Source organism: Cyanobacteria bacterium FACHB-DQ100, assembly GCA_014695195.1.
GTDB lineage: Bacteria > Cyanobacteriota > Cyanobacteriia > Leptolyngbyales > Leptolyngbyaceae > Leptolyngbya.
Window position 1 is genome coordinate 1,001,558 of sequence record JACJNW010000028.1, and the last position, 22,026, is coordinate 1,023,583.

Sequence of the window (22,026 nt, forward strand, 5' to 3'; positions counted from 1 at the left end):
GTTAGGATAAAACGACAGAGATTATCGGGCAGTTTGATATAGTTTGAGTTCAAACTGATCGAGACTCATAGTTCCCGTAAGGGATCGAGTCTGGGAGAGCGAAAATCGTTCCTCTAAAACCTGTTGAATCTGTTGACGTTCTTGAACGGTTGCAGATGACGACCAGACCGGATCACCACTTTCAAGCCAGATCACCCGACGATAATCAGAATTTTTAAGTGCGGCTTTTAGGCTGGTACTGAGTTGACTGGCAGGCTGAGCTAGTAAATCCACAGGACTGGTGGGCGGAATGTAATACGCCAAGCGATTGACGTGCCCCCAAGCTTGGGAATCCATTGCAATCAGCATTGGAGCCGAGTCGATTTGAACCATCTCTGCCACTTGATGAAACACCGATCGGGGTCTTAAAGTCAAATCCCCAGCATCGATCCCTAAGTACAGCAGTAGTACCAGGAGCGCGGCGATCCCTTGCTGTGCTTTGAGTTGTCGAATTGCGATCGTCATCAGCAATAAGCATCCTGGCAGCACAAAGATCAGCGCTCGTCCCCATCCAAACCCCAGCGTATATTTTTGCGTCGTCATATCGACAAAAAATGCTAGGAGCAGAGGGAATAAACTCATCCCCAACCCTATCGTCAAGCTTAATTTTTGCCTAGCCTTCCAAAGATAGATTGTCGCCAGTCCAAGTACCACAGCTGCAATCAGCCCAGAGATTAAGGTCGGCTGCACCGATAAGGTCGTTGCCCAATCGCCCACAATTAAGTGCGCCCCTATCGTTTGGCAGAGATCTTGAAGGTGCAATAAGGCAGGGTTGCCGTCTCGCACTCCGAAGCGATCGAGGTCGGCGTTTCGTAACTGCTTCAAAGTTCCCGAAATCGCCCACGGCAGAGTGAGCAGTCCCGCGATCGTCATTCTGATCCCATGTTGCAGCCAGTGCTTGCGATCAAGAACCAGCGCCAACGCTGCCAAAACAACAACCCAGTAGGCGAATAAGTAAAAGGTGAGCAGACCGAGCGCGATCGACGCGATAAACCCAACTTGCCACTTCCAGCGAGGGCGCGAAATCAATTCCAGCAGCGCCCAAACGCTGAGAATTGCCCACAGTACCAAGGGCGTGTACATTCGGACATTCAGCGAGTGGAACAGATAAAAGGGATTTGTCGCCAGCAGTGCCGCAAACAGTAAGCCGCTACGATGATCGAGTAATTTCCGTCCCAATCCGTAAGCGGACGCGATCGCGCCCAAGCTCCACAAGACGGGCAAACTCCGCATCGCAATCTCACTATTGCCAAAGAGACGCAGCCAGAGGTGTTGGGCTAAGAAGAAAACAGGGGGATGAGGTTCTCCTTTGTAGAGTCCTCGAACTAAGCCTTGTAGGGTTTTGGCGATCGCACCCCAGGAATTCTCAGGTGGCAAATTTAACAAAGCGGTGAATCGGGCAAGCGCGATCGGCGCATCGCCGGGCAGTGAGTATTGCAGCCTTTGACCCGTCGAGAGCAGCAGTGACAAAACTTCGTCGTACCAGAATTCGCGGGTTCCAAGATTGAGAATGCGGAAACAGATCCCAATGACGATCGCGCTGCCTAACAACATCTCTAGGGTTAGGGCTTTTCGCCCGTAGCGCAGGGCATTTCGAGTGAGCATGATTCAATTTGCTGGAGGGCTGCAATTAGTCTTCCCGTTCTTGCAATCTCGGCTATGATTCAGGTGCTTAATTTGACTTCAGCTTTCCGTGTTCTCCGGCTCTTATGGCAAAAAAGCAGAAAAGCAAGTCCTCGATCGACACAGACGCAACGCTGACCCTGAAGGAACGTTTAGCCGAAAAGCGCCAAGCGATTCAGGTTCGCAAAGCAGCAATGAACTTTATTTCCATGTCCACGATGATCTCGATCGTGGTCGGAATGGCGCTGTTTGCGATCGGGGGGATCAAAGGCGGAGCAGGAGGATTTGCGGGAGTTCTTACGCTGATGCTGTCGTTTAAGTTCCCTTGGCAAGCGCTTCACGCCTTTTTGATTTATATGCCATTTGGCGGCACGATCACCTATGCCACGGTGGGGAATAATCCTCTGATGCAATTGGCAAAAGATGGAATGTACATTCCTGCTTTGATTGCAATTTATCAAGGCTGTAAGCGGCAGAAGCTCTCGATGATGATTCCACCATCGTTGAAGACTCCCTTGCTGTTGCTGTTGGTTTACTGCATTTTGGTGCTGTTGTTTGTTAACGGGGCGCAGCAATTTACAGGTAAGCCCTCTGAGAAGCCCTTTTTGATGGGAATTTTGGGCTTGAAAGTGCTGTTGGGATACGCACCGCTGATTCCTTGTGCCTACTATTTGATGCAGAAAAAGCAGGATGTCTACAACCTGATGCGAGTTACGGTGGTGGTGGTCATTATTTGCTGTGGACTGGCATTTGTGCAGTATATGCTGCTCAAAACGGGGCGCTGTAAAGGAACCGTCGGAGAAGGTGCAGACTTGTTTAAGGCTTCTCTGGATGCGCGTTGCTTTGTTGGGGGAGCGCTGCTGTATACGCCAGAACAAGGGGTGATTCGATTACCTGGAACCTTTGTAGCTCCGTGGCAGTGGGGCTGGTATCTGATTTCAAGCGCATTTACAACGTTTGCTGTGACGTTCTTCGATCGCAATCTCCTCTGGAAAATCATCGGCGGGATTGGGATGCTGGGGACGATTATTATGGCGGTGATTTGCGGACAGCGGATTGCACTGATGCTAGTGCCGACGATGATCGTGATTCAGCTTATTACCACGGGTCAGATTGCGAACTTGAAGCGATTTTTGCCGATCGGGATTGGGCTAGTAGGTGCGATCGTCGTGGCGATGGCATCGAATCCAGCAGTAGTGCAAGAGCGAGTAGATAGCGCTGTGAGTCGCTGGAATGCGTCACCACCCGATGCGTTTATCAAAGAACAGTTTAATACGGTAGTACGGGGAGCCAGTTTACTGGGGAAAGGATTAGGACGGGCGACAAATTCGGCGCGGGCGATGGGAGAAACGCAACTGATTGAAACGTACTATCCCAAGGTGATGTATGAAATTGGGCCAATTGGAGTCATTCTGTTTCTAGTGCTGGTGACGGGGTTAACGATCGCCTGTTTCAAAGCGTATCACTCTGTAAAAGACAAAAATCTCCGGGGCTATGGCGCAGTATTTTGGACGTTCGTTTTAGTGATTAGCTACAACACTTATTACTATCCGCTGGATGTCGATCCGGTTGCAGTGTATTACTGGTTTTTCGCGGGTGTAGCCCTAAAATTGCCGGAACTTGATCGATTAGAGCCAATTCCAGTCGAAGATCCGAAGAAAAAGAAGAAGAGAAAGCGCTAAAATCGCGTCTGTTTTAACAAAATGCGCGATCGTTTTGATGAGCATCGCGCTTGTCGCGACAACGGGCAGCATTTTTGAATAAAAATCACGATTTTTGTAGATTGCATCATCATTTCTTCAAAAAAATCGCGATATTCTAGCAAGAATCATCACTCTTTCACTCAATTCATTTTTCTAAACAAAGTACTGAGAAGAATTAAATCACCTTCATCTCTTTCTACAAACTTAAAGATAGCCTGCGGGAAACCTACCGGGTAAGTTTGCAGAGTATTCACTGTCACTTTCCTCTGTTTAATGCTCGAACATCTTCCCAAGTCTCAACTTCTAAAGCGGTGGCAAACTGTATTGCTCAAGCAGCCCTCGCATACGATCGTGCTTGCCGTCCTGTTAACGATCGGATTATTTGCACCGCAAGTAGCGATGAATTGGCAGATTTATGGGGATCTTAGTCGAATTCGGCAGCAGGAACAGCGATTACAACACTTGAACGATCGAGCCACCTATCTCGATGAAGTGCTTACGATGTCTGCTTTAATGAATGCGGCAACGGGCGATCGATCCTGGGAGAAACGTTATCACGAATTTGTTCCTCAACTCGATGAGGTGATTAAAGAGTCCATCCATCTTGTGCCCGATGTTTACTCCAGTGACGATGCAAAGCAGGTTGATGCTGCGAACCAAGCTCTAATTGCTTTGGAATTAAAGTCTTTCCAGCTAGTGCAGCAAAATCAGCAGCAGGAAGCGCTAAAACTTCTAACCAGTGCAAATTACAAAGCGCAGAAAAAGATTTACGCGGCAGGAGTGGCTCAACGCGATACCAGAATTCAGCAGCAGCTTCAAATCTATTCTCACAATTACCAGACTGCTTTGATGTGGTCTTTGGTGATTATGGCAACGAGTATCTTGCTTTTAGTGCCAACCTGGTTGGCTGTGCTGCAAATGCTGCGATCGTATTTGCACGATCGACGAGTCGCAGAATCAGCACTTCACAAGAAGAATCAAGATTTAACAGAAGCCCTGGAGCAACTTCATCAAGCGCAGCATCTTATTCAGCAGCAAACTCAGCACTTTATACAAACCGAAAAACTATCTAGTTTGGGGCAACTGGTCGCAGGCGTTGCTCATGAAATTAATAATCCAAACAACTTTATTAAAGGAAATCTATTTCATATTGAGCAATATTCTCAGGAGTTATTGAAGTTAATTGGGCTATTTCAACAAAGCGTTTCTTATCTTCCGGCTGAGATTCAAGCTGAGGTTGAGGAACTTGATTTGACATTTATCGCCGATGATTTGCCAAAAATTCTGCGTTCGATCGAGCTTGGAACTCTACGAATTGAAGAAGTGGTCACAGGGCTAAAAACCTTTTCTCACCTGGATGAGTCAGAACGTAAAACGATCGAACTGCATTCCAACCTTGAGAGTACGATTTCGTTATTACGACATCGCTTACATAAGACACTGCGTTACACAGAGATCCAATTAATTAGAAAGTATGGTGATCTGCCGAAAGTTGAGTGCTGTCCGAGTCAATTGAATCAGGTATTTTACAGCCTTTTATCAAATGCGATCGAGGCAATAGAGCAAGCAAAACCGCAGCGTCCAGTTATTCGGATCGAGACGAAACTCATTAATGAAAATAATGGAAAGTGGGTGAAAATTTCGATTTCAGATAACGGTGACGGAATTGACTCAGAGATTCAAGCAAAGATATTTGATCCCTTTTTCACCACAAAGCCGATCGGTCAAGGCAAAGGGTTAGGACTTTCGATTAGTCATCAAATTGTCACCAAATACCATCACGGCAAGCTTTATTACACTTCAACCCAAGCAGGAACAAAGTTTTTTATTGAAATTCCACTTCCGTCTGAGGTCTAAAGTCTAACCCCCTGGGAACACTAACGGCGATGTTTCCTCTGGCATTATGACTCAGCCTCTTATCTCAGTCATCATCCCAACCTATGGGCGTGAAGAACCACTACGAGAAACCCTGATCGATGTTCTAAAGCAGGATTACCCTCATTACGAGGTGTTAGTGGTCGATCAAACGCCCGTGCATGAACCGGATACACAGCAGTTTCTAGAAGAGTTGGCGCAGGTCGGCAAGATTCGCTGGTTTCGCCTGAATTGGGCAAGTTTGCCGGGAGCAAGAAACTATGCAGTTCGGCGATCGAGCGGGGAAATTCTCGTCTTTATCGATGATGATGTGCAGCTAGAACCGAGCTATTTGACGGCACACGCAAAGAATTATCAGCGATCGGAGGTTGGAGCGGTTGCGGGGCGGGTGTTTGATCGGATGAAGCTAGCCGATTTTGCACCAGGGTTAGAGATTCAAGACCTGCCACCGGAGGCGCATGATCCGGGAATTGCTTGGTATCACTTGAATCTGGTGCATACGGTGAAGCCGCAGCGAGTGCTGAGTGCGCGGGGTTGCAATATGTCTTATCGGCGCGAGATTTTCCAGCAGCATGGAATTTGGTTTGATGAAAGATTTCGGGGAAGTGCCGTTCGAGAAGAATCCGATTTTTGCCTCAGACTTCGTAAGACGGGATTGATGATTTGGTATGACCCTGAAGCATCACTGGTGCATTTAGGCGAGGAAACGGGGGGCTGTCACGATATCAGCACGAAATCGCTGAAATATCAGATGACTTTTTATCACAATCACTTTTTGATGGGTTTGAACAATCTAAGCATTTCACAAGCCACAAGATTCTTTTTACGACTGTTTGATTGCCACGTTTTAGGTCGTCCACCCTGCCATAAAGGTGGTTCTCCAATCAAAATTTTGATGCGATTTGGCTTCTACTTAGCTGGGTTTATGAGTGCGATCGTCACTGTCATTCGTTCCCTTTGGAACAAGGGACAAATCTATACGCAACAAGATGAGGTAAGACCATGAAGATTCTCGTTGCAAGCCATTCGTACATTGTTGATTTGAACTGCGAAAAATTCCGCACTCTAGCGAAGTTAGAACCGGGAATTGAAGTGACGATCGTTGTGCCGAAGCGATGGAAACCGGGCGGCGTGATGAAAGATACGATCGAGACGCGCTATCAAGAAGAAGGCTCATTTCGAGTCGTTCCTATTTCTAACTTCAGCCAAAACAATCAAGGATTACTAACCTTTGGAGCCGATCTAATCTCTTTACTTAAAGAGTTTCGTCCCGACATCATTCAAGTTGAGCAAGGCTCGAAATCACTGGCTTATGCTCAATTGATTACACTAAATCATCTACTTAGACTGAAGGCAAAAAATCTCTTTTTCACCTGGTGGAATTTGCCGTATGAGCTGAAGTTTCCGATTTCACTCCTCGAAGCATATAACTTGAAACACACGAACGGAATCATTGCTGGAAATCAGGCTGGAGCGGAAATTTTGCGCGATCGTGGTTATCAAGGCAAGCTTCAAATTATGCCGCAATTAGGTGTAGATGATTCTTTGTTTTGTCCGCAACCCCAACCGGAACTTGCGACACAACTAGGAATTAATTCAGGTGATTTTGTAATTGGATTTGCAGGACGATTCGTACCCGAAAAAGGAATTCTCACGCTGATCAAAGCATTGGATAATTTGCGCGATCGCACTTGGAAATTACTTCTACTAGGACGCGGCGAACTAAAAGCAGAAGTCCAGCAGCAGGCGAAAAGTTTGGGGTTTAGCAAGCGCTTAATTTGGATCGAAAGTGTGCCTCATGCTGAAGTTTACCGCTACATCAATTTGATGAATACTTTGGTCTTACCGTCCGAAACAACTTACCAATTTAAGACACTAACTTCGGTTGGATGGAAAGAACAATTTGGTCATGTGTTAATCGAAGCGATGGCGTGTCAGGTTCCGGTGATTGGATCAGATTCCGGTGAAATTCCGAACGTCATTGATCGAGCGGGATTGGTATTTCCAGAAGGAAACGTAGGAGAGTTAAGCGATCGACTCGCGCAATTGATGGATAACCGAAGTTTTGCGGAAGAATTAGGGCAGCGTGGGTATGAGCGTGTGATTGCGAAATATACAAATCGGGCGTTGGCGAAGGAATTACTGGAATTTTATCGATCGCTCTAAAATAATGAAAATCTTACAAATCATTCCATCCATCTCGCTAATCTATGGCGGCCCTAGTCAAATGATATTGGGGCTATCAAGCGCGTTAGCAGAAGCAGGAGTCGAAGTGACGATCGCTACCACCAACTCAAACGGCGATGTCGGACAAGCCCCGCTCGATGTTCCTCTCGGTACTCCAATTGCTCAAAACGGCTGTGAAATTCGCTACTTTCGCTGCTCCCCGTTTCGCCGCTACAAATTCTCGATCGACCTTCTTCATTGGCTTGCAAACAACGCTCAAAACTACGATTTAGCCCATATTCACGCGCTCTTTTCTCCGGTCAGTTCTTGTTCTGCGGCAATTGCTCGATCGCGCCAACTCCCTTACATTCTTCGCCCACTTGGAACACTCGATCCTGCTGACCTTCGAAAGAAACGATACCTCAAACGCCTCTACGCTGCGGCACTTGAACGTCCAAATCTCGCGGGAGCCGCTGCCGTTCATTTCACCAGCGACCAAGAAGCCAAAACCTCAGAGCGATTTAATACAGTGACTCGTGATTTAGTGATTCCGCTCGGTGTCAGCTTGCCGCCTTCTGAATCGAGTTCAATTCATGAGAAGTATAGAATTCCTGACGATCGACCGATTCTGCTTTTCATGTCACGCATCGATCCAAAAAAAGGCTTAGATCTGCTGATCCCCGCCCTTGAGCAACTGGATCAAAACTTTCATTTCGTTCTTGCGGGTGGAAATCCTCAAGATCCAAGCTACGAAGCAGCCATTCGCGATCGCATCCAAACTTCCCGACTTAAAGACAAAACCTCGATCGTCGGCTTCGTCACCGGAGCCGAAAAAACCGCTTTACTCAAAGCTGCTGATCTATTTGTCTTGCCTTCATACTACGAAAACTTTGGAATCGCAGTTGCAGAAGCGATGAGCGTCGGAACTCCGGTTGTCATCTCCGATCAAGTCCACATCTGGCAAGAAATCGAGCGATCGCAATCCGGCTGGATTTGTACTTGCGATGTCGAGAGCCTAACTCAAACGCTAAAAGCAGCCCTGCACGATCGCGCCGAACAACTGCGACGCGGCAAGAACGCTCAGAATCATGCTCAAACTTATTACAGTTGGAACGCGATCGCTCAACAGACGATCGCTGCCTACCGCGAAATTCTCAGAAAATCGGCAAACCCGTAAAGGCTGATCAACAGCAACAGCGTTGCCATAACCTGAGTTGGGCGCGGACGAATCGCTGGAATCAACGCTTCACGCACCAAAATCGACGCACAAGCTCCGACTGTCAGCACCAAGCCCAGCAGTAAGTACGCCGATGCCGACTGCGCCGACTCCGACTGTATCATCCAGACACTAAACAGCGCCATCGACAGCGCTAACATGAGCGTCTCAATCAACTGGGGAGGATTCTCCTGGCTCATAAACTCGATCGTGTGCCAAAAACTCCGCCACTGCCGCATAACCCTTCCCCGCGCCAAGAAACTTGTCATCCTTCTACCTTTATCAGGTTTGCAAAGTTTTTTTCAAGTCTGCGATCGCGCTTTCGAGTTCCACTTGCGGGAACGATCGATAAAATCGACTCACGCTGAAGAAAGGCTCCGGAGTCGCCAGCACTAAGACGCGATCGCCATACTCATATAATCGTTTAATTAATTCGGCGGGGGCAACAGGTGCACAAATCCAAATTTCTTGCGGTTGCTGTTCGCGCAGGGCTTTCGCCGCTACCGAAATCGTCATACCTGTCGCAATTCCATCGTCAACGAGAATGGCAATTTTACCGGATGCTGTCACATCCGGACGATCTCGAAATTGCTCCAGTTGTTCTTTCGCTTTAGTTTGGGCACGTTCTAGCGCCTCTTGCCAACCTGAAAGCCTGACATTGAGCGATCGCAAAACCTGCCCGTCGGCAGTCACGGCTCCGATCGCCAGTTCTGGATCTTGAGGACGAGTAATTTTCTTAGCCACTAGAATATCAAGCGGACAGTGAAGCGCTTCGGCGATCGCGGCTCCAATTCCGACTCCTCCACGCGGCAGCGCATAAACGATGTAAGAGGCATCGAGAGATTGGGCTTCCTTCAGAACTAATTGAGCGAGTTGGCGACCTGCATCAGCGCGATCGTCAAATAAGATGGCATCCGGAGACAATTGCGGCGAAAACATCGTTCCTCCTGCCAAATCTAAAAACTACTTTCAGCTTAGATCAAGCTTCTTGTTCCGGACAGAGACATCTTAAAAGCTTACGCCTCGCCTTTTAGATCTTTCATCCGAACTCGCACAGAATTCGCGTGAGAATGCAACCCTTCTGCGGTCGCCAGGCTGTCTACCGCACTCGCAACTTTCTGAAGTGCGATCGGTGAATATTGGATCAAGCTGGAGTGCTTCAAAAAGGTTTCTACACCCAGCGGTGACGCATATCGAGCCGATCCAGAAGTCGGCAGGGTATGATTCGGCCCAGCTAAATAATCACCAACCGCTTCAGGCGTTGAATCGCCTAAGAAAATCGCGCCTGCGTGTCGAATGTTTTGCAGCAATTCCCAAGGTTCAGCCACTTCGAGTTCTAAATGCTCTGGAGCAAACTCGTTTGACAATTCTGCGGCGGCGGCTAGAGAATCCACGACGATGACGATGCCGTAATGAGCGATCGCCTTTTCCGTCAAAATCCGACGCGGATGATCGATCAGCTGCTGTTCCACTTCATCCACAACCTTACGAGCCAAAATCGAATCAGTCGTAATCAGAATTGAGGCTGCCATCGCATCGTGTTCGGCTTGTGCCAGCATATCAGCGGCAACGTGAGTCGGGTTTGCCGTGTGATCGGCAATCACCAGCACTTCTGAAGGCCCTGCCAGCGAATCAATTCCGACCGTGCCGTAAACGAGCTTTTTCGCCAGCGTCACGTAAATGTTACCCGGCCCGGTAATCACATCAACCTTTGGAACAGTTTCTGTTCCATACGCTAATGCCCCGATCGCTTGCGCTCCCCCAACTCGATAAATTTCGGTCACACCCGCTTCCTGAGCCGCCACGAGAACGGCTGGACTAATTGCTTTATCTTTTCCGGGTGGTGTCACCATCACGACACGCGGCACCTGAGCGACGATCGCCGGAACCGCATTCATCAGCACCGTACTCGGATAGCAAGCCTTGCCACCCGGAACGTACAAGCCCGCACGATCGACCGGAGTATACCGTTTCCCCAGCACAATCTCATCTTCGCCAAAATGCACCCAGCTTTTTGGGACGCGCTGACGATGAAAGGCTTCGATTTGCTGACGAGCTAACCGGATCGCGTCGAGCAGTTCTCCTGAAACTTGGTGGTACGCAGCTTCAAGCTCACGCGCACTCACTTTGAGTTCTTCAGGCTTTAAGTCTTGTTGATCAAACTCTAGGGTGTACGCGAGTAAGGCGCGATCGCCTTGGCGTTTTACAGCTTGCAGTACCTCCCGGACTGTCGCTTCTTTATGTACAACTTGCTCGTCATGAGTACGATCGCAAATGCGTCGCAGTTCAGATCTTGCCTCAGCCCACTGAGTAATAATTCGCAGCATGGAGTTATGTCAGTCGTGAAAGAACCCGTCCGAGAGAAATGCAGGGTTTGAATGATTCTAACGATCTCGTGCCCAAAATGGGGAGCTTCTATGTCTTTTTATCTAGCTTAACCTGGATTTTAGAGATTCAGACACGATCGTTGGTCAACGATGCTATAGTATTTTATCTGACTATTTTTCTGTCCATTCTAGAAGCTCTCCAAGACTCACCGTGGCAAATATCAAATCTGCTAAGAAGCGCGTTCAGACCGCAGAACGCAACCGTCTGCGAAATAAATCCTATAAGTCAGCGATCAAAACGCTGATGAAGAAGTACTTTACGGCTGTGGATCAGCTTGCGGCAAATCCGTCAGATGAAGCAAAGCAAGCAGTTGACGAAGCAATGTCTGCGGCTTACAGCAAGATCGACAAGGCTGTAAAGCGGGGCGTTTTGCACCGCAATACTGGCGCTCGTCGCAAAGCTCGTCTCGGTCGCGCCCTGCAAAAGCAAACCGTAGCAGCTTCATAGTTTGCACTTTTACAAAGAATGCAGCTGATCGATACTCATGTGCATATCAATTTCGACGCATTCAAGCCGGATTTGGATGCGATCGCGTCGCGCTGGCGTGAAGCGGGTGTCGTTCGACTCGTTCATTCCTGCGTGGAGCCGTCAGAATTCGATCAAATTCGAGCCTTAGCCGATCGCTTTCCAGAATTATTCTTTGCAGTGGGACTTCACCCGCTGGATGTCGAGGAAAAGTGGTCAACGGATTCGACTTCAGAGATTCTGACCTTAGCGCAGTCCGATCAGCGAGTTGTGGCAATTGGCGAAATGGGCTTGGATTTTTTCAAGGCAGAGAATCGAGACCAGCAGATCGAAGCGTTTCGGGCGCAGCTTGCGATCGCGCAACAGCTCGATTTGCCTGTGATCATTCACTGTCGAGATGCGGCTGAAACGATGGCGCAGGTTGTGCAGCAGTTTTGGCAAGAACAAGGACAAGTCAAGGGTGTGATGCACTGCTGGGGCGGAACTCCAGAGGAAACGCAATGGTTTCTCGATCTGGGGTTCTACATCAGCTTTAGTGGAACGGTGACGTTTAAGAACGCCAAGCAAATTCACGCATCCGCTCAAATGGTTCCAAGCGATCGCATCTTAATCGAAACTGATTGTCCGTTTCTTGCTCCAGTTCCCAAGCGCGGCGAGCGACGAAATGAGCCTTCCTACGTTCAATACGTTGCTCGTCAGGTTGCCGCTTTACGCGATACGTCGATCGAGCAGCTTGCCGCGCAAACGACTCAGAACGCTTGTCAACTCTTTGGCTTAACGGTTCCTGAACTGGCAGTGATCTGAATCGAAAATAGATCACACAAATTCGCGAGATCGTCAAGACACAAAATGAAAAACTTGCGTCATAATGAGAAGAGTGCGAAAATTGCTAGGCAAAATTTTGATCGGCCTGTTGACTCCCCAACCTCTCAGTTCTGAGAAGTTGACGTTTCGAGCGCCCTGTGCTTTGCAAATTCCCAAAAGCTAAAGGCTTCGCGGCTCATCTTTTCGTTCCAATTTTCATTTGGAAACTTTGGAGGCTCAACTGGATACTACCCCGTTCCACCAATTAAATATCTCGTTGTTTTGGGATTCTTAAGAAACCCAAACTTTTTGCATTGTCATATTTTTGCAATTACCGTAAATCTCGGATTCGCGATCGATTCGCGACCCTTCAGAGGAGACGCATGACTGAGCAGCTTACCTACACCACCCCCGCTTTCGTATTGCCGGACTTGGTTGAGATTCAGCGGGCAAGCTTCCGCTGGTTCCTAGAAGAAGGCTTGATCGAAGAACTCGATAGTTTTTCGCCTATTACTGACTATACCGGGAAGTTAGAGCTTCATTTTATCGGGAAGAACTTCAAGCTGAAGCGTCCGAAGTACGATGTCGATGAAGCAAAACGTCGCGATAGCACTTACGCCGTTCAGATGTATGTCCCCACGCGCCTCATCAACAAAGAGACTGGGGAAATCAAAGAGCAGGAAGTGTTTATCGGTGACCTGCCGCTGATGACCGATCGAGGGACGTTCATTATCAACGGCGCAGAACGAGTGATTGTGAATCAGATCGTTCGTAGCCCTGGCGTGTACTACAAATCAGAAACTGATAAGAACGGTCGTCGGACTTACAACGCGAGTTTGATTCCGAACCGAGGTGCTTGGCTGAAATTTGAAACCGACAAGAATGACCTGGTTTGGGTACGGATTGATAAAACTCGGAAGCTGTCGGCTCAAGTGCTATTAAAAGCATTGGGTCTAAGCGATAACGAGATTTTTGATTCGTTGCGCCATCCGGAGTATTTCCAGAAAACGATCGAAAAAGAAGGTCAGTACGGCGAAGAAGAAGCGCTGATGGAGCTTTACCGGAAATTACGTCCGGGTGAACCTCCGACGGTTTCAGGTGGGGCACAGCTTTTAGAGTCTCGATTCTTTGATCCAAAACGCTACGACTTGGGCAAAGTCGGACGCTACAAGCTGAACAAGAAGCTTCGCCTCAACGTCCCGGAAACGACTCGCGTTCTGACTCCGCAGGATATTTTGAGCGCGATCGACTATCTGATTAACCTTGAGTTTGATATCGGCATGATCGACGATATTGATCACTTGGGTAATCGTCGCGTTCGTTCTGTGGGTGAACTGCTGCAAAACCAAGTCCGCGTTGGCTTGAACCGTTTAGAAAGAATCATTCGGGAACGGATGACGGTTTCTGATGCGGATTCACTGACTCCGGCATCGCTTGTTAACCCGAAACCGTTGGTGGCGGCGATCAAGGAATTCTTCGGTTCATCGCAGTTGTCGCAGTTCATGGATCAAACCAATCCATTGGCTGAGTTGACCCACAAGCGCCGGATCAGTGCCTTAGGCCCCGGTGGTTTAACTCGTGAACGGGCAGGGTTTGCGGTTCGTGACATTCATCCCTCGCACTACGGGCGGATTTGTCCGATCGAAACTCCTGAAGGCCCGAATGCTGGTTTGATTGGATCACTAGCGACTCACGCCCGCGTCAATCCATATGGATTTATCGCGACCCCTTACTATAAAGTCGAAAACGGTCGCGTTCGGAAAGACTTGCCTGCGATCTACATGACCGCAGACGAAGAAGACGATTTGCGGGTGGCAGCGGGTGACATCAACACCGATGACGACAACAACATCATCGGGGAATCGATCGCCGTTCGCTACCGTCAGGACTTTACGACCGCAACGCCTGAAGAAGTCGATTATGTCGCCGTTTCTCCGGTGCAGATTATTTCGGTTGCGACTTCGCTGATTCCGTTCCTCGAACACGATGACGCGAACCGAGCGCTGATGGGATCAAACATGCAGCGTCAAGCTGTGCCGCTCTTGCGTCCAGAGCGTCCTTTAGTTGGAACTGGACTCGAAGCACAAGCAGCGCGTGACTCTGGGATGGTAATCGTCAGCCGGACCGATGGCGAAGTGAGCTACGTGGATGCGAACTCGATCAAAGTGCGAGACGCACAAACCAACAAAGAGATCGAATACCAGGTTCAGAAATATCAGAGATCGAACCAAGATACCTGTTTGAACCAGCGTCCGATCGTCTTTGTCGGCGATAAGGTGGTCGCAGGTGAAATCCTTGCGGATGGTTCTGCAACAGAGCGCGGCGAACTGGCGCTCGGTCAGAATATTCTCGTGGCGTATATGCCGTGGGAAGGCTACAACTACGAGGACGCGATTCTAATCAGCGAACGTCTGGTATACGACGACGTTTACACCTCGATCCACATCGAGAAATACGAGATCGAAGCGCGTCAGACCAAGCTAGGGCCTGAAGAAATCACTCGCGAAATCCCGAACGTTGGGGAAGATTCCCTGCGCCAGTTGGATGAAAACGGCATTATCCGCATCGGTGCATATGTCGAAGCGGGCGATATTCTCGTCGGTAAAGTCACGCCGAAAGGCGAATCAGATCAGCCACCCGAAGAAAAACTCTTGAGAGCGATTTTCGGTGAAAAGGCGCGGGATGTGCGCGATAACTCGCTGCGTGTTCCGAACGGTGAGAAAGGTCGGATCGTTGACGTGCGGGTATTCACTCGCGAACAAGGCGACGAACTTCCTCCGGGTGCAAATATGGTTGTTCGGGTGTATGTCGCTCAGAAACGGAAGATCCAAGTCGGCGACAAGATGGCGGGACGACACGGAAACAAAGGAATTATCTCGCGGATTCTACCGATCGAAGATATGCCCTATCTCCCCGATGGCACTCCAGTTGACATCGTCTTGAACCCGCTGGGTGTACCGAGCCGGATGAACGTCGGTCAGGTGTACGAATGTCTCTTAGGCTGGGCGGCGGAATGCTTGGATGCTCGATTCAAAATCGTGCCATTCGATGAAATGCACGGCGACGAGAAATCGCGTGAATCGGTGCATGGCAAGCTGCAAGAAGCCCAAGAAACGCGGATTAAAGCGAGTGCCGATGGCTACTGGCTCTACAATCCAGACGATCCGGGCAAGATTCAGGTCTACGACGGTCGCACTGGTGAAGCCTTCGATCGACCGATTACGATCGGTAAAGCCTACATGCTGAAGCTGGTTCACTTGGTAGACGACAAGATCCACGCACGATCGACCGGCCCTTACTCGCTCGTGACTCAGCAACCGCTGGGTGGAAAAGCACAGCAAGGCGGACAGCGATTCGGAGAAATGGAAGTGTGGGCGCTCGAAGCATTCGGAGCCGCTTACACCCTGCAAGAATTGCTGACTGTGAAATCCGACGATATGCAGGGACGAAATGAAGCGCTGAACGCGATCGTCAAAGGTAAAGCGATTCCGCGACCGGGAACACCCGAATCATTCAAGGTGTTGATGCGCGAGTTGCAGTCGCTTTGTCTGGATGTCGCCGTTCACAAAGTCGAAACCAAAGACGATGGCAGCAGCCGCGATATGGAAGTCGATTTGATGGCGGATGTAAACAGCCGTCGCGCTCCGTCTCGTCCGACCTACGAATCGATTTCGCGTGAATCGCTCGAAGACGACGAAGACTAAATTTAAGCCAGAGCGATGAACCGCTTTCAAGTTCATCGCTCATCCTTCTTTCTCTACACTCAAGGACAACACGATGCCAAAGCTAGAACAGCGATTTGACTATGTAAAAATCGGTCTGGCATCTCCGGAGCGCATTCGCCAATGGGGAGAGCGGACTTTACCGAATGGGCAAGTCGTTGGAGAAGTCACCAAGCCAGAAACGATTAACTACCGCACCCTCAAGCCGGAAATGGATGGCTTGTTTTGTGAGCGGATTTTTGGACCTGCAAAGGATTGGGAATGCCACTGCGGCAAGTACAAGCGGGTACGTCACCGGGGAATTGTGTGTGAACGCTGCGGCGTGGAAGTGACCGAATCGCGAGTGCGCCGTCACCGCATGGGATACATCAAACTCGCGGCTCCGGTAGCCCACGTTTGGTATCTCAAAGGGATTCCGAGCTACATGGCAATCTTACTCGATATGCCATTGCGGGATGTCGAGCAAATTGTTTACTTCAACGCTTATGTCGTTCTCAATCCTGGAAACGCTGAGAATCTGACCTACAAGCAATTGCTCACAGAAGATCAGTGGATTGAAATCGAAGACGAACTCTACAGCGAAGACTCGCAGCTGACAGGCGTAGAAGTGGGCATCGGTGCGGAAGCATTGAAGCAGCTTTTACAAGACATTAATCTAGATGAAGAAGCCGAGAGGCTGCGCGAAGAAATTGCGGTTTCTAAAGGACAAAAACGCGCCAAGCTGATCAAACGTCTGCGGGTGTTGGATAACTTCATCGCCACAGGTTCACTACCGGATTGGATGGTGTTGGATGTTATTCCTGTGATTCCGCCAGATTTGCGTCCGATGGTGCAGTTGGATGGTGGACGATTTGCGACTTCTGACTTGAATGATCTATATCGTCGCGTGATCAACCGCAATAACCGTCTCGCCCGCCTGCAAGAAATTCTCGCACCGGAAATCATTGTGCGAAATGAAAAGCGGATGCTGCAAGAAGCGGTCGATGCCTTGATTGATAACGGTCGTCGCGGTCGAACGGTCGTCGGTGCGAACAACCGTCCGTTGAAATCGCTTTCTGACATTATTGAAGGGAAGCAAGGTCGATTCCGTCAAAACCTCCTGGGTAAGCGGGTCGATTACTCTGGACGTTCTGTGATCGTTGTCGGCCCGAAGCTGAAGATCCATCAGTGCGGACTGCCGCGAGAAATGGCGATCGAGCTCTTCCAGCCGTTCGTGATTCACCGTTTGATTCGTCAAGGCTTAGTGAATAATATCAAAGCCGCGAAGAAACTAATTCAGCGCAATGATCCGACCATCTGGGACGTGCTCGAAGAGGTAATCGAAGGACACCCTGTATTCCTCAACCGCGCCCCGACGCTGCACCGCTTAGGGATTCAGGCCTTTGAACCGATTTTGGTAGATGGTCGTGCGATTCAACTGCACCCGCTCGTTTGTCCGGCGTTTAACGCAGACTTTGACGGAGACCAAATGGCAGTTCACGTTCCCCTGTCGCTCGAAGCTCAAGCCGAAGCGCGATTATTAATGCTGGCATCGAATAACATTCTTTCGCCTGCAACGGGTCGTCCGATCATCACTCCAAGCCAAGATATGGTCTTGGGCTGCTACTACCTAACCGCAGAAAATCCAGAAGCCACAAACGGCGAAGGACGCTACTTTGCGAATCTGAACGATGCAATCACAGCCTATGAACAAAACGAAGTTGAACTGCACTCTTACATCTGGGTGCGATTCGATGGAGAAGTCGAAGGCGGCAACGGTGAATTGATCGAGCAACAAGAGTCCGATGGCATTGTCACTAAAGTTTATGCTTCTTGTCGGCGACGGGAAGATGCAGACGGCAGCTTGATTTCTCAATACATCAGGACGACACCAGGGCGAATTATCTACAACAAGACGGTGATTGATGCGTTAGCGGGCTAATGGGACAGGAACAAGAGCAATCGATCGATTGCTCTTGAGCCGAACTCCTAACACACAACTCATGGCACAAATGGGGCACAGCATGGCAGAGCAGAACTCAGAAAAGCAAGTTTTTCGGAATCAAGTTATCAACAAAAAAGAACTGACCAACTTGATCGCGTGGGCATTCACCCATTACGGCACTGCCCGCACCGCACAAATGGCAGACTTGCTGAAAGATCTTGGATTCCGATATGCAACACGTGCAGGAGTCTCGATTAGCGTCGATGACCTGCAAATTCCACCGACTAAAAGAGCGCTTCTCGATGCCGCGACCGAGACGATTCGCGATACCGAAGAAAAATACACACGCGGCGAAATTACTGAAGTGGAACGGTTCCAAAAGGTCATTGATACCTGGAACGGAACTAGCGAAGAACTCAAAGACGAAGTGGTGCGGCACTTTCGATCGAATAACCCGCTCAACTCGGTCTACATGATGGCGTTCTCCGGGGCACGGGGAAACATCTCACAAGTCCGTCAGCTAGTCGGGATGCGTGGTCTGATGGCAAACCCGCAAGGGGAAATTATCGACTTGCCGATTAAAACCAACTTCCGAGAAGGATTAACCGTTACCGAATACATCATTTCGTCCTACGGTGCGCGGAAAGGTCTAGTTGATACGGCGCTCAGAACGGCGGACTCTGGATACTTGACTCGGCGATTGGTTGATGTTTCGCAAGATGTGATTATTCGCGAACTCGATTGTGGAACAGAACGGGGGATTCCTGTGCGACCCATGACCGATGGCGATCGCGTCCTCATTCCACTCAAAAATCGGCTTCTCGGTCGTGTTGTCGCTCAAGATGTGATTGATCCTGCAACCGGAGAAGTGATCATTGCACGGAATGGAGCCATCTCCAATGATATCGCTCAAGTGATCGGCAAAAAGAAAGTCGAAGAAGTCGTTGTACGATCGCCGCTGACCTGCGAATCGGCTCGATCGGTTTGTCAGCACTGCTACGGCTGGAGCTTGGCACACGCTCACATGGTTGATATCGGCGAAGCGGTCGGAATTATCGCGGCTCAATCGATCGGAGAACCAGGAACCCAGCTCACGATGCGGACTTTCCACACGGGAGGGGTCTTCACCGGAGAAATGGCGCGACAAGAAAAGGCGAACTTTGCTGGAACCGTTCGTCTACCGAAGCGCCTCAGAACTCGTCCTTACCGCACCCGCCACGGAGAAGATGCGCTAATCGTGGAATCGGCTGGCTCAGATATCAAGATTGAGATCGAAGGAGCCGATGGACAGAAGCAACCCTTTACTGTGTCTCAAGGAACAACCTTGCTGATCAAAGATGGGATGAAGGTGAAAGCCGGACAAATTCTGGCGGAAGTGCCTTTAACCGGACGCGGACGCAAGACGACCGAAAAAGCGTCGAAAGACGTGGCTTCTGACCTTGCGGGAGAAATCCGGTTTGCAGATGTTGTACCGGAAGAAAAGAAAGACCGTCAAGGAAACACCACTCGCACCGCACAAAGAGGCGGTCTGATGTGGGTGCTATCTGGGGAAGTCTACAACTTACCGCCAGGTGCAGAACCTGTGGTGAAAAACGGCGATCACGTCGAAACGGGTGGAACGATCGCAGAAACCAAGCTAGTCACTGAAAATGGCGGTGTCGTCCGGCTTCCAGAGTCCTCGGAAAACAGCAAAGGCGGGCGTGAGATTCAAATCATCACGGCATCCGTGATGCTGGATCAAGCGCGAGTCCGGGCAGAAACGCACCAGGGACGCGACCAGTACATCCTTGAAACCACGAACAGCCAAACCTTCTTGCTGAAAGCGACCCCCGGAACTCAAGTAACGAACGGACAAGTCGTAGCGGAACTGAGAGACGATCGCTATCACACCCAAACCGGAGGCATCATCAAATACTCTGGGGTGGAAGTCGGCAAAAAAGGCAAAGCGAAGCTTGGTTACGAAGTGATCAAGGGCGGTACGCTGCTTTGGATTCCCGAAGAAGCGCACGAAGTCAACAAAGACATCTCGCTGCTGATGGTCGAAGATGGTCAGTATGTCGAAGCAGGTACAGAAGTGGTGAAAGACATCTTCTGTCAAAGCAACGGGGTAATCGAAGTCACTCAGAAAAATGACATTCTGCGCGAAGTCGTGATCAAACCCGGCGATCTGCACATGATCGATAGCTTGGACGATGTGATTACGCGGGAAGCCGTCTTGGTCAATCCGGGACAACAAGTGATGCCAGGATTAACCGTCGACGAACTGCGGTACGCCGAGTATGTTGAAACCCCTGAAGGCCCAGCAATTCTGCTGCGTCCGGTGACGGAATTTAATGTTCCCGATGAGCCCTCTGTGCCGAGTCAAGATTCGACCAAAGAAGATTCTGGACGGGCAATTCGACTCAGAGCCGTACAGCGTTTACCTTACAAAGATGGTGAGCGCGTCAAGTCGGTCGAGGGTCTGGAACTGCTGAGAACTCAGCTTGTTCTCGAAGTCGATCAAGACGCTCAGCTTGCGGCTGACATTGAACTGATTCCCGATGAAACCGATGCAGAGGTCATGCGCTTACAGCTTGTGATTCTCGAATCGCTGGTGATTCGGCGCGACATTGCCGCAGACGTAACCCAGGGTAGAACCCAAACTGAAGTCATGGTCAAAGATGGCGATCAGATTGGGGCGGGTGCAGTGGTCGCTCGCACGAAGATTCAGTGTAAAGAAGCCGGCGAAGTCCAAGGGATTCGACAAGGAGCGGAGTCGATTCGACGCATTCTTGTTGTGCGGGAAGTGGATACGCTGACGATCACTGCCAATAATCCCACCGTCAAAGCAGGCGATCTGCTGATTGCAGGAACCAGTATCGCCTCAGGCGTAACGCTGGAAGATTCCGGACAAGTCCTCAGTGTGGATGGTAATCAGGTGACGATGCGAGTCGCTCGTCCGTACCGTGTCTCTCCGGGAGCGGTGCTGCACGTCGACGATGGAGATTTGGTACAACGGGGTGACAATCTCGTGCTGCTGATTTTCGAGCGCACCAAGACCGGAGACATTATTCAAGGTCTACCGAGAATCGAAGAGCTGCTCGAAGCGCGTAAACCGAAAGAAGCGTGTATCCTGGCTCGTCGGGCGGGAACGGCTCAAGTCGTTTACGGAGAGGATGATTCAGTTGAAGTCAAGATTGTCGATCGAGAAGGGTTAATCACCGAATACCCGATCGGCCCTGGACAAAACGTAATCATTTCAGATGGTCAAGAAGTTGCCGCTGGAGAACGGCTAACTGATGGCCCTGCGAATCCCCACGAGCTGCTTGAAGTCATGTTCAAAGCAAAGCTAGAAGAGGGTAGCCTGCACGATGCGTCACTCTTCAGCTTACGGGAAGTGCAAACCTTCCTGGTGAACGAAGTGCAATCAGTGTATCAATCTCAAGGGATTGATATTTCCGACAAGCATATCGAAGTCGTCGTGCGTCAGATGACCTCAAAAGCGCGGGTCGAAGACGGCGGAGATACAACAATGCTGCCAGGTGAGCTAGTCGAGATCTACCAGATCGAGCAGGTGAATGATGCCATGTCGATTACGGGCGGTGCGCCGGCTCAATATGAGCCTGTACTGCTGGGGATTACCAAGGCATCCTTGAACACCGATAGCTTCATTTCAGCCGCAAGTTTCCAAGAAACAACGCGGGTACTGACAGAAGCTGCGATCGAAGGAAAATCTGACTGGTTGCGCGGTCTGAAAGAAAACGTGATTATTGGTCGTCTGATTCCGGCGGGAACAGGCTTCAATGCTTACGAAGAAGTCGGTAGCCCTGACATTGATCCGGTGTACGATCCGACAATCTTTGATGAGGATACGGATTTCTCGGATGTCGTGCTTGACGATCGCACTGCGCGTTCTTATGGCTTAGAGACATTGGAGGAGCGTCCAAGCTTTAGCTTTGAGAGCTTTGGCAGTAGCGATGATGGTGATGCGGATGCGATTTACTCGCCGATTCTGGACGATGATGATGACTTAATTTCAGATGATGTCGAGGATGACGATGATCTGTAAGCTGAGTTAGCGATAATTGAGAACCTCTCAGAGCAATCTGGGAGGTTTTTATT

14 protein-coding genes are annotated in these 22,026 nt (G+C 49.7%); 10 read left to right on the top strand and 4 right to left on the bottom strand.

What is annotated here, in order from left to right:
- Positions 1 to 21: 21 nt before the first annotated feature.
- Positions 22 to 1,644, bottom strand: a complete 1,623-nt coding sequence (locus H6F51_15930) for a glycosyltransferase family 39 protein (protein ID MBD1823971.1) — start codon at positions 1,642 to 1,644, stop codon at positions 22 to 24.
- A gap of 104 nt (positions 1,645 to 1,748) precedes the next feature.
- Between H6F51_15930 and H6F51_15935 the strand changes: the two genes are divergently transcribed.
- The 5 genes from H6F51_15935 (at position 1,749) to H6F51_15955 (ending at position 8,583) form a co-directional block, all read left to right on the top strand.
- A complete protein-coding gene (locus H6F51_15935; GenBank protein ID MBD1823972.1) occupies positions 1,749 to 3,344 on the top strand; it encodes a hypothetical protein in 1,596 nt (531 codons plus the stop codon).
- A gap of 294 nt (positions 3,345 to 3,638) precedes the next feature.
- Positions 3,639 to 5,222, top strand: a complete 1,584-nt coding sequence (locus H6F51_15940) for a GHKL domain-containing protein (GenBank protein MBD1823973.1) — start codon at positions 3,639 to 3,641, stop codon at positions 5,220 to 5,222.
- 46 nt (positions 5,223 to 5,268) lie between these two features.
- Complete coding sequence (locus H6F51_15945; GenBank protein ID MBD1823974.1) at positions 5,269 to 6,246, top strand: glycosyltransferase family 2 protein; 978 nt, start codon at positions 5,269 to 5,271, stop codon at positions 6,244 to 6,246.
- Positions 6,243 to 7,406: a glycosyltransferase family 4 protein gene (locus H6F51_15950; GenBank protein ID MBD1823975.1), complete on the top strand. Its 1,164-nt coding sequence runs from the start codon at positions 6,243 to 6,245 to the stop codon at positions 7,404 to 7,406. Before H6F51_15945 ends, H6F51_15950 begins: the two co-directional genes overlap by 4 nt.
- A gap of 4 nt (positions 7,407 to 7,410) precedes the next feature.
- Positions 7,411 to 8,583 carry a glycosyltransferase gene (locus tag H6F51_15955; GenBank protein ID MBD1823976.1) on the top strand — a complete coding sequence of 391 codons (1,173 nt, stop codon included), beginning with the start codon at positions 7,411 to 7,413 and terminating at the stop codon, positions 8,581 to 8,583.
- On the opposite strand, the gene H6F51_15960 is transcribed toward H6F51_15955, so the two are convergent.
- The 3 genes from H6F51_15960 to hisD all read right to left on the bottom strand — a co-directional run bounded on the left by H6F51_15960 (position 8,547) and on the right by hisD (position 10,949).
- Complete coding sequence (locus H6F51_15960) at positions 8,547 to 8,891, bottom strand: hypothetical protein (GenBank protein MBD1823977.1); 345 nt, start codon at positions 8,889 to 8,891, stop codon at positions 8,547 to 8,549. The two genes, H6F51_15955 and H6F51_15960, sit on opposite strands and share 37 nt — an antisense overlap.
- Before the next feature lie 13 nt (positions 8,892 to 8,904).
- A complete protein-coding gene (locus tag H6F51_15965) occupies positions 8,905 to 9,561 on the bottom strand; it encodes a phosphoribosyltransferase (GenBank protein MBD1823978.1) in 657 nt (218 codons plus the stop codon).
- Between the two features lie 77 nt (positions 9,562 to 9,638).
- Positions 9,639 to 10,949, bottom strand: coding sequence for a histidinol dehydrogenase (hisD, locus tag H6F51_15970; protein MBD1823979.1), 1,311 nt, complete (start codon positions 10,947 to 10,949; stop codon positions 9,639 to 9,641).
- Between the two features lie 211 nt (positions 10,950 to 11,160).
- Between hisD and H6F51_15975 the strand changes: the two genes are divergently transcribed.
- From H6F51_15975 to H6F51_15995, 5 genes are all read left to right on the top strand, one after another.
- The gene (locus tag H6F51_15975) at positions 11,161 to 11,457 is read left to right on the top strand and encodes a 30S ribosomal protein S20 (protein ID MBD1823980.1); all 297 of its coding nucleotides are present in this window, start codon (positions 11,161 to 11,163) and stop codon (positions 11,455 to 11,457) included.
- Between the two features lie 18 nt (positions 11,458 to 11,475).
- Entirely contained in the window at positions 11,476 to 12,279 is an 804-nt protein-coding gene (locus H6F51_15980) for a TatD family hydrolase (protein ID MBD1823981.1), read from the top strand.
- Positions 12,280 to 12,662: 383 nt separating this feature from the next.
- Positions 12,663 to 15,983: a DNA-directed RNA polymerase subunit beta gene (gene rpoB / locus H6F51_15985; protein ID MBD1823982.1), complete on the top strand. Its 3,321-nt coding sequence runs from the start codon at positions 12,663 to 12,665 to the stop codon at positions 15,981 to 15,983.
- Between the two features lie 73 nt (positions 15,984 to 16,056).
- Positions 16,057 to 17,922, top strand: coding sequence for a DNA-directed RNA polymerase subunit gamma (locus H6F51_15990; GenBank protein ID MBD1823983.1), 1,866 nt, complete (start codon positions 16,057 to 16,059; stop codon positions 17,920 to 17,922).
- An 82-nt stretch (positions 17,923 to 18,004) separates the two neighbouring features.
- Positions 18,005 to 21,973, top strand: coding sequence for a DNA-directed RNA polymerase subunit beta' (locus H6F51_15995; protein MBD1823984.1), 3,969 nt, complete (start codon positions 18,005 to 18,007; stop codon positions 21,971 to 21,973).
- The last annotated feature ends 53 nt before the right edge of the window (positions 21,974 to 22,026 follow it).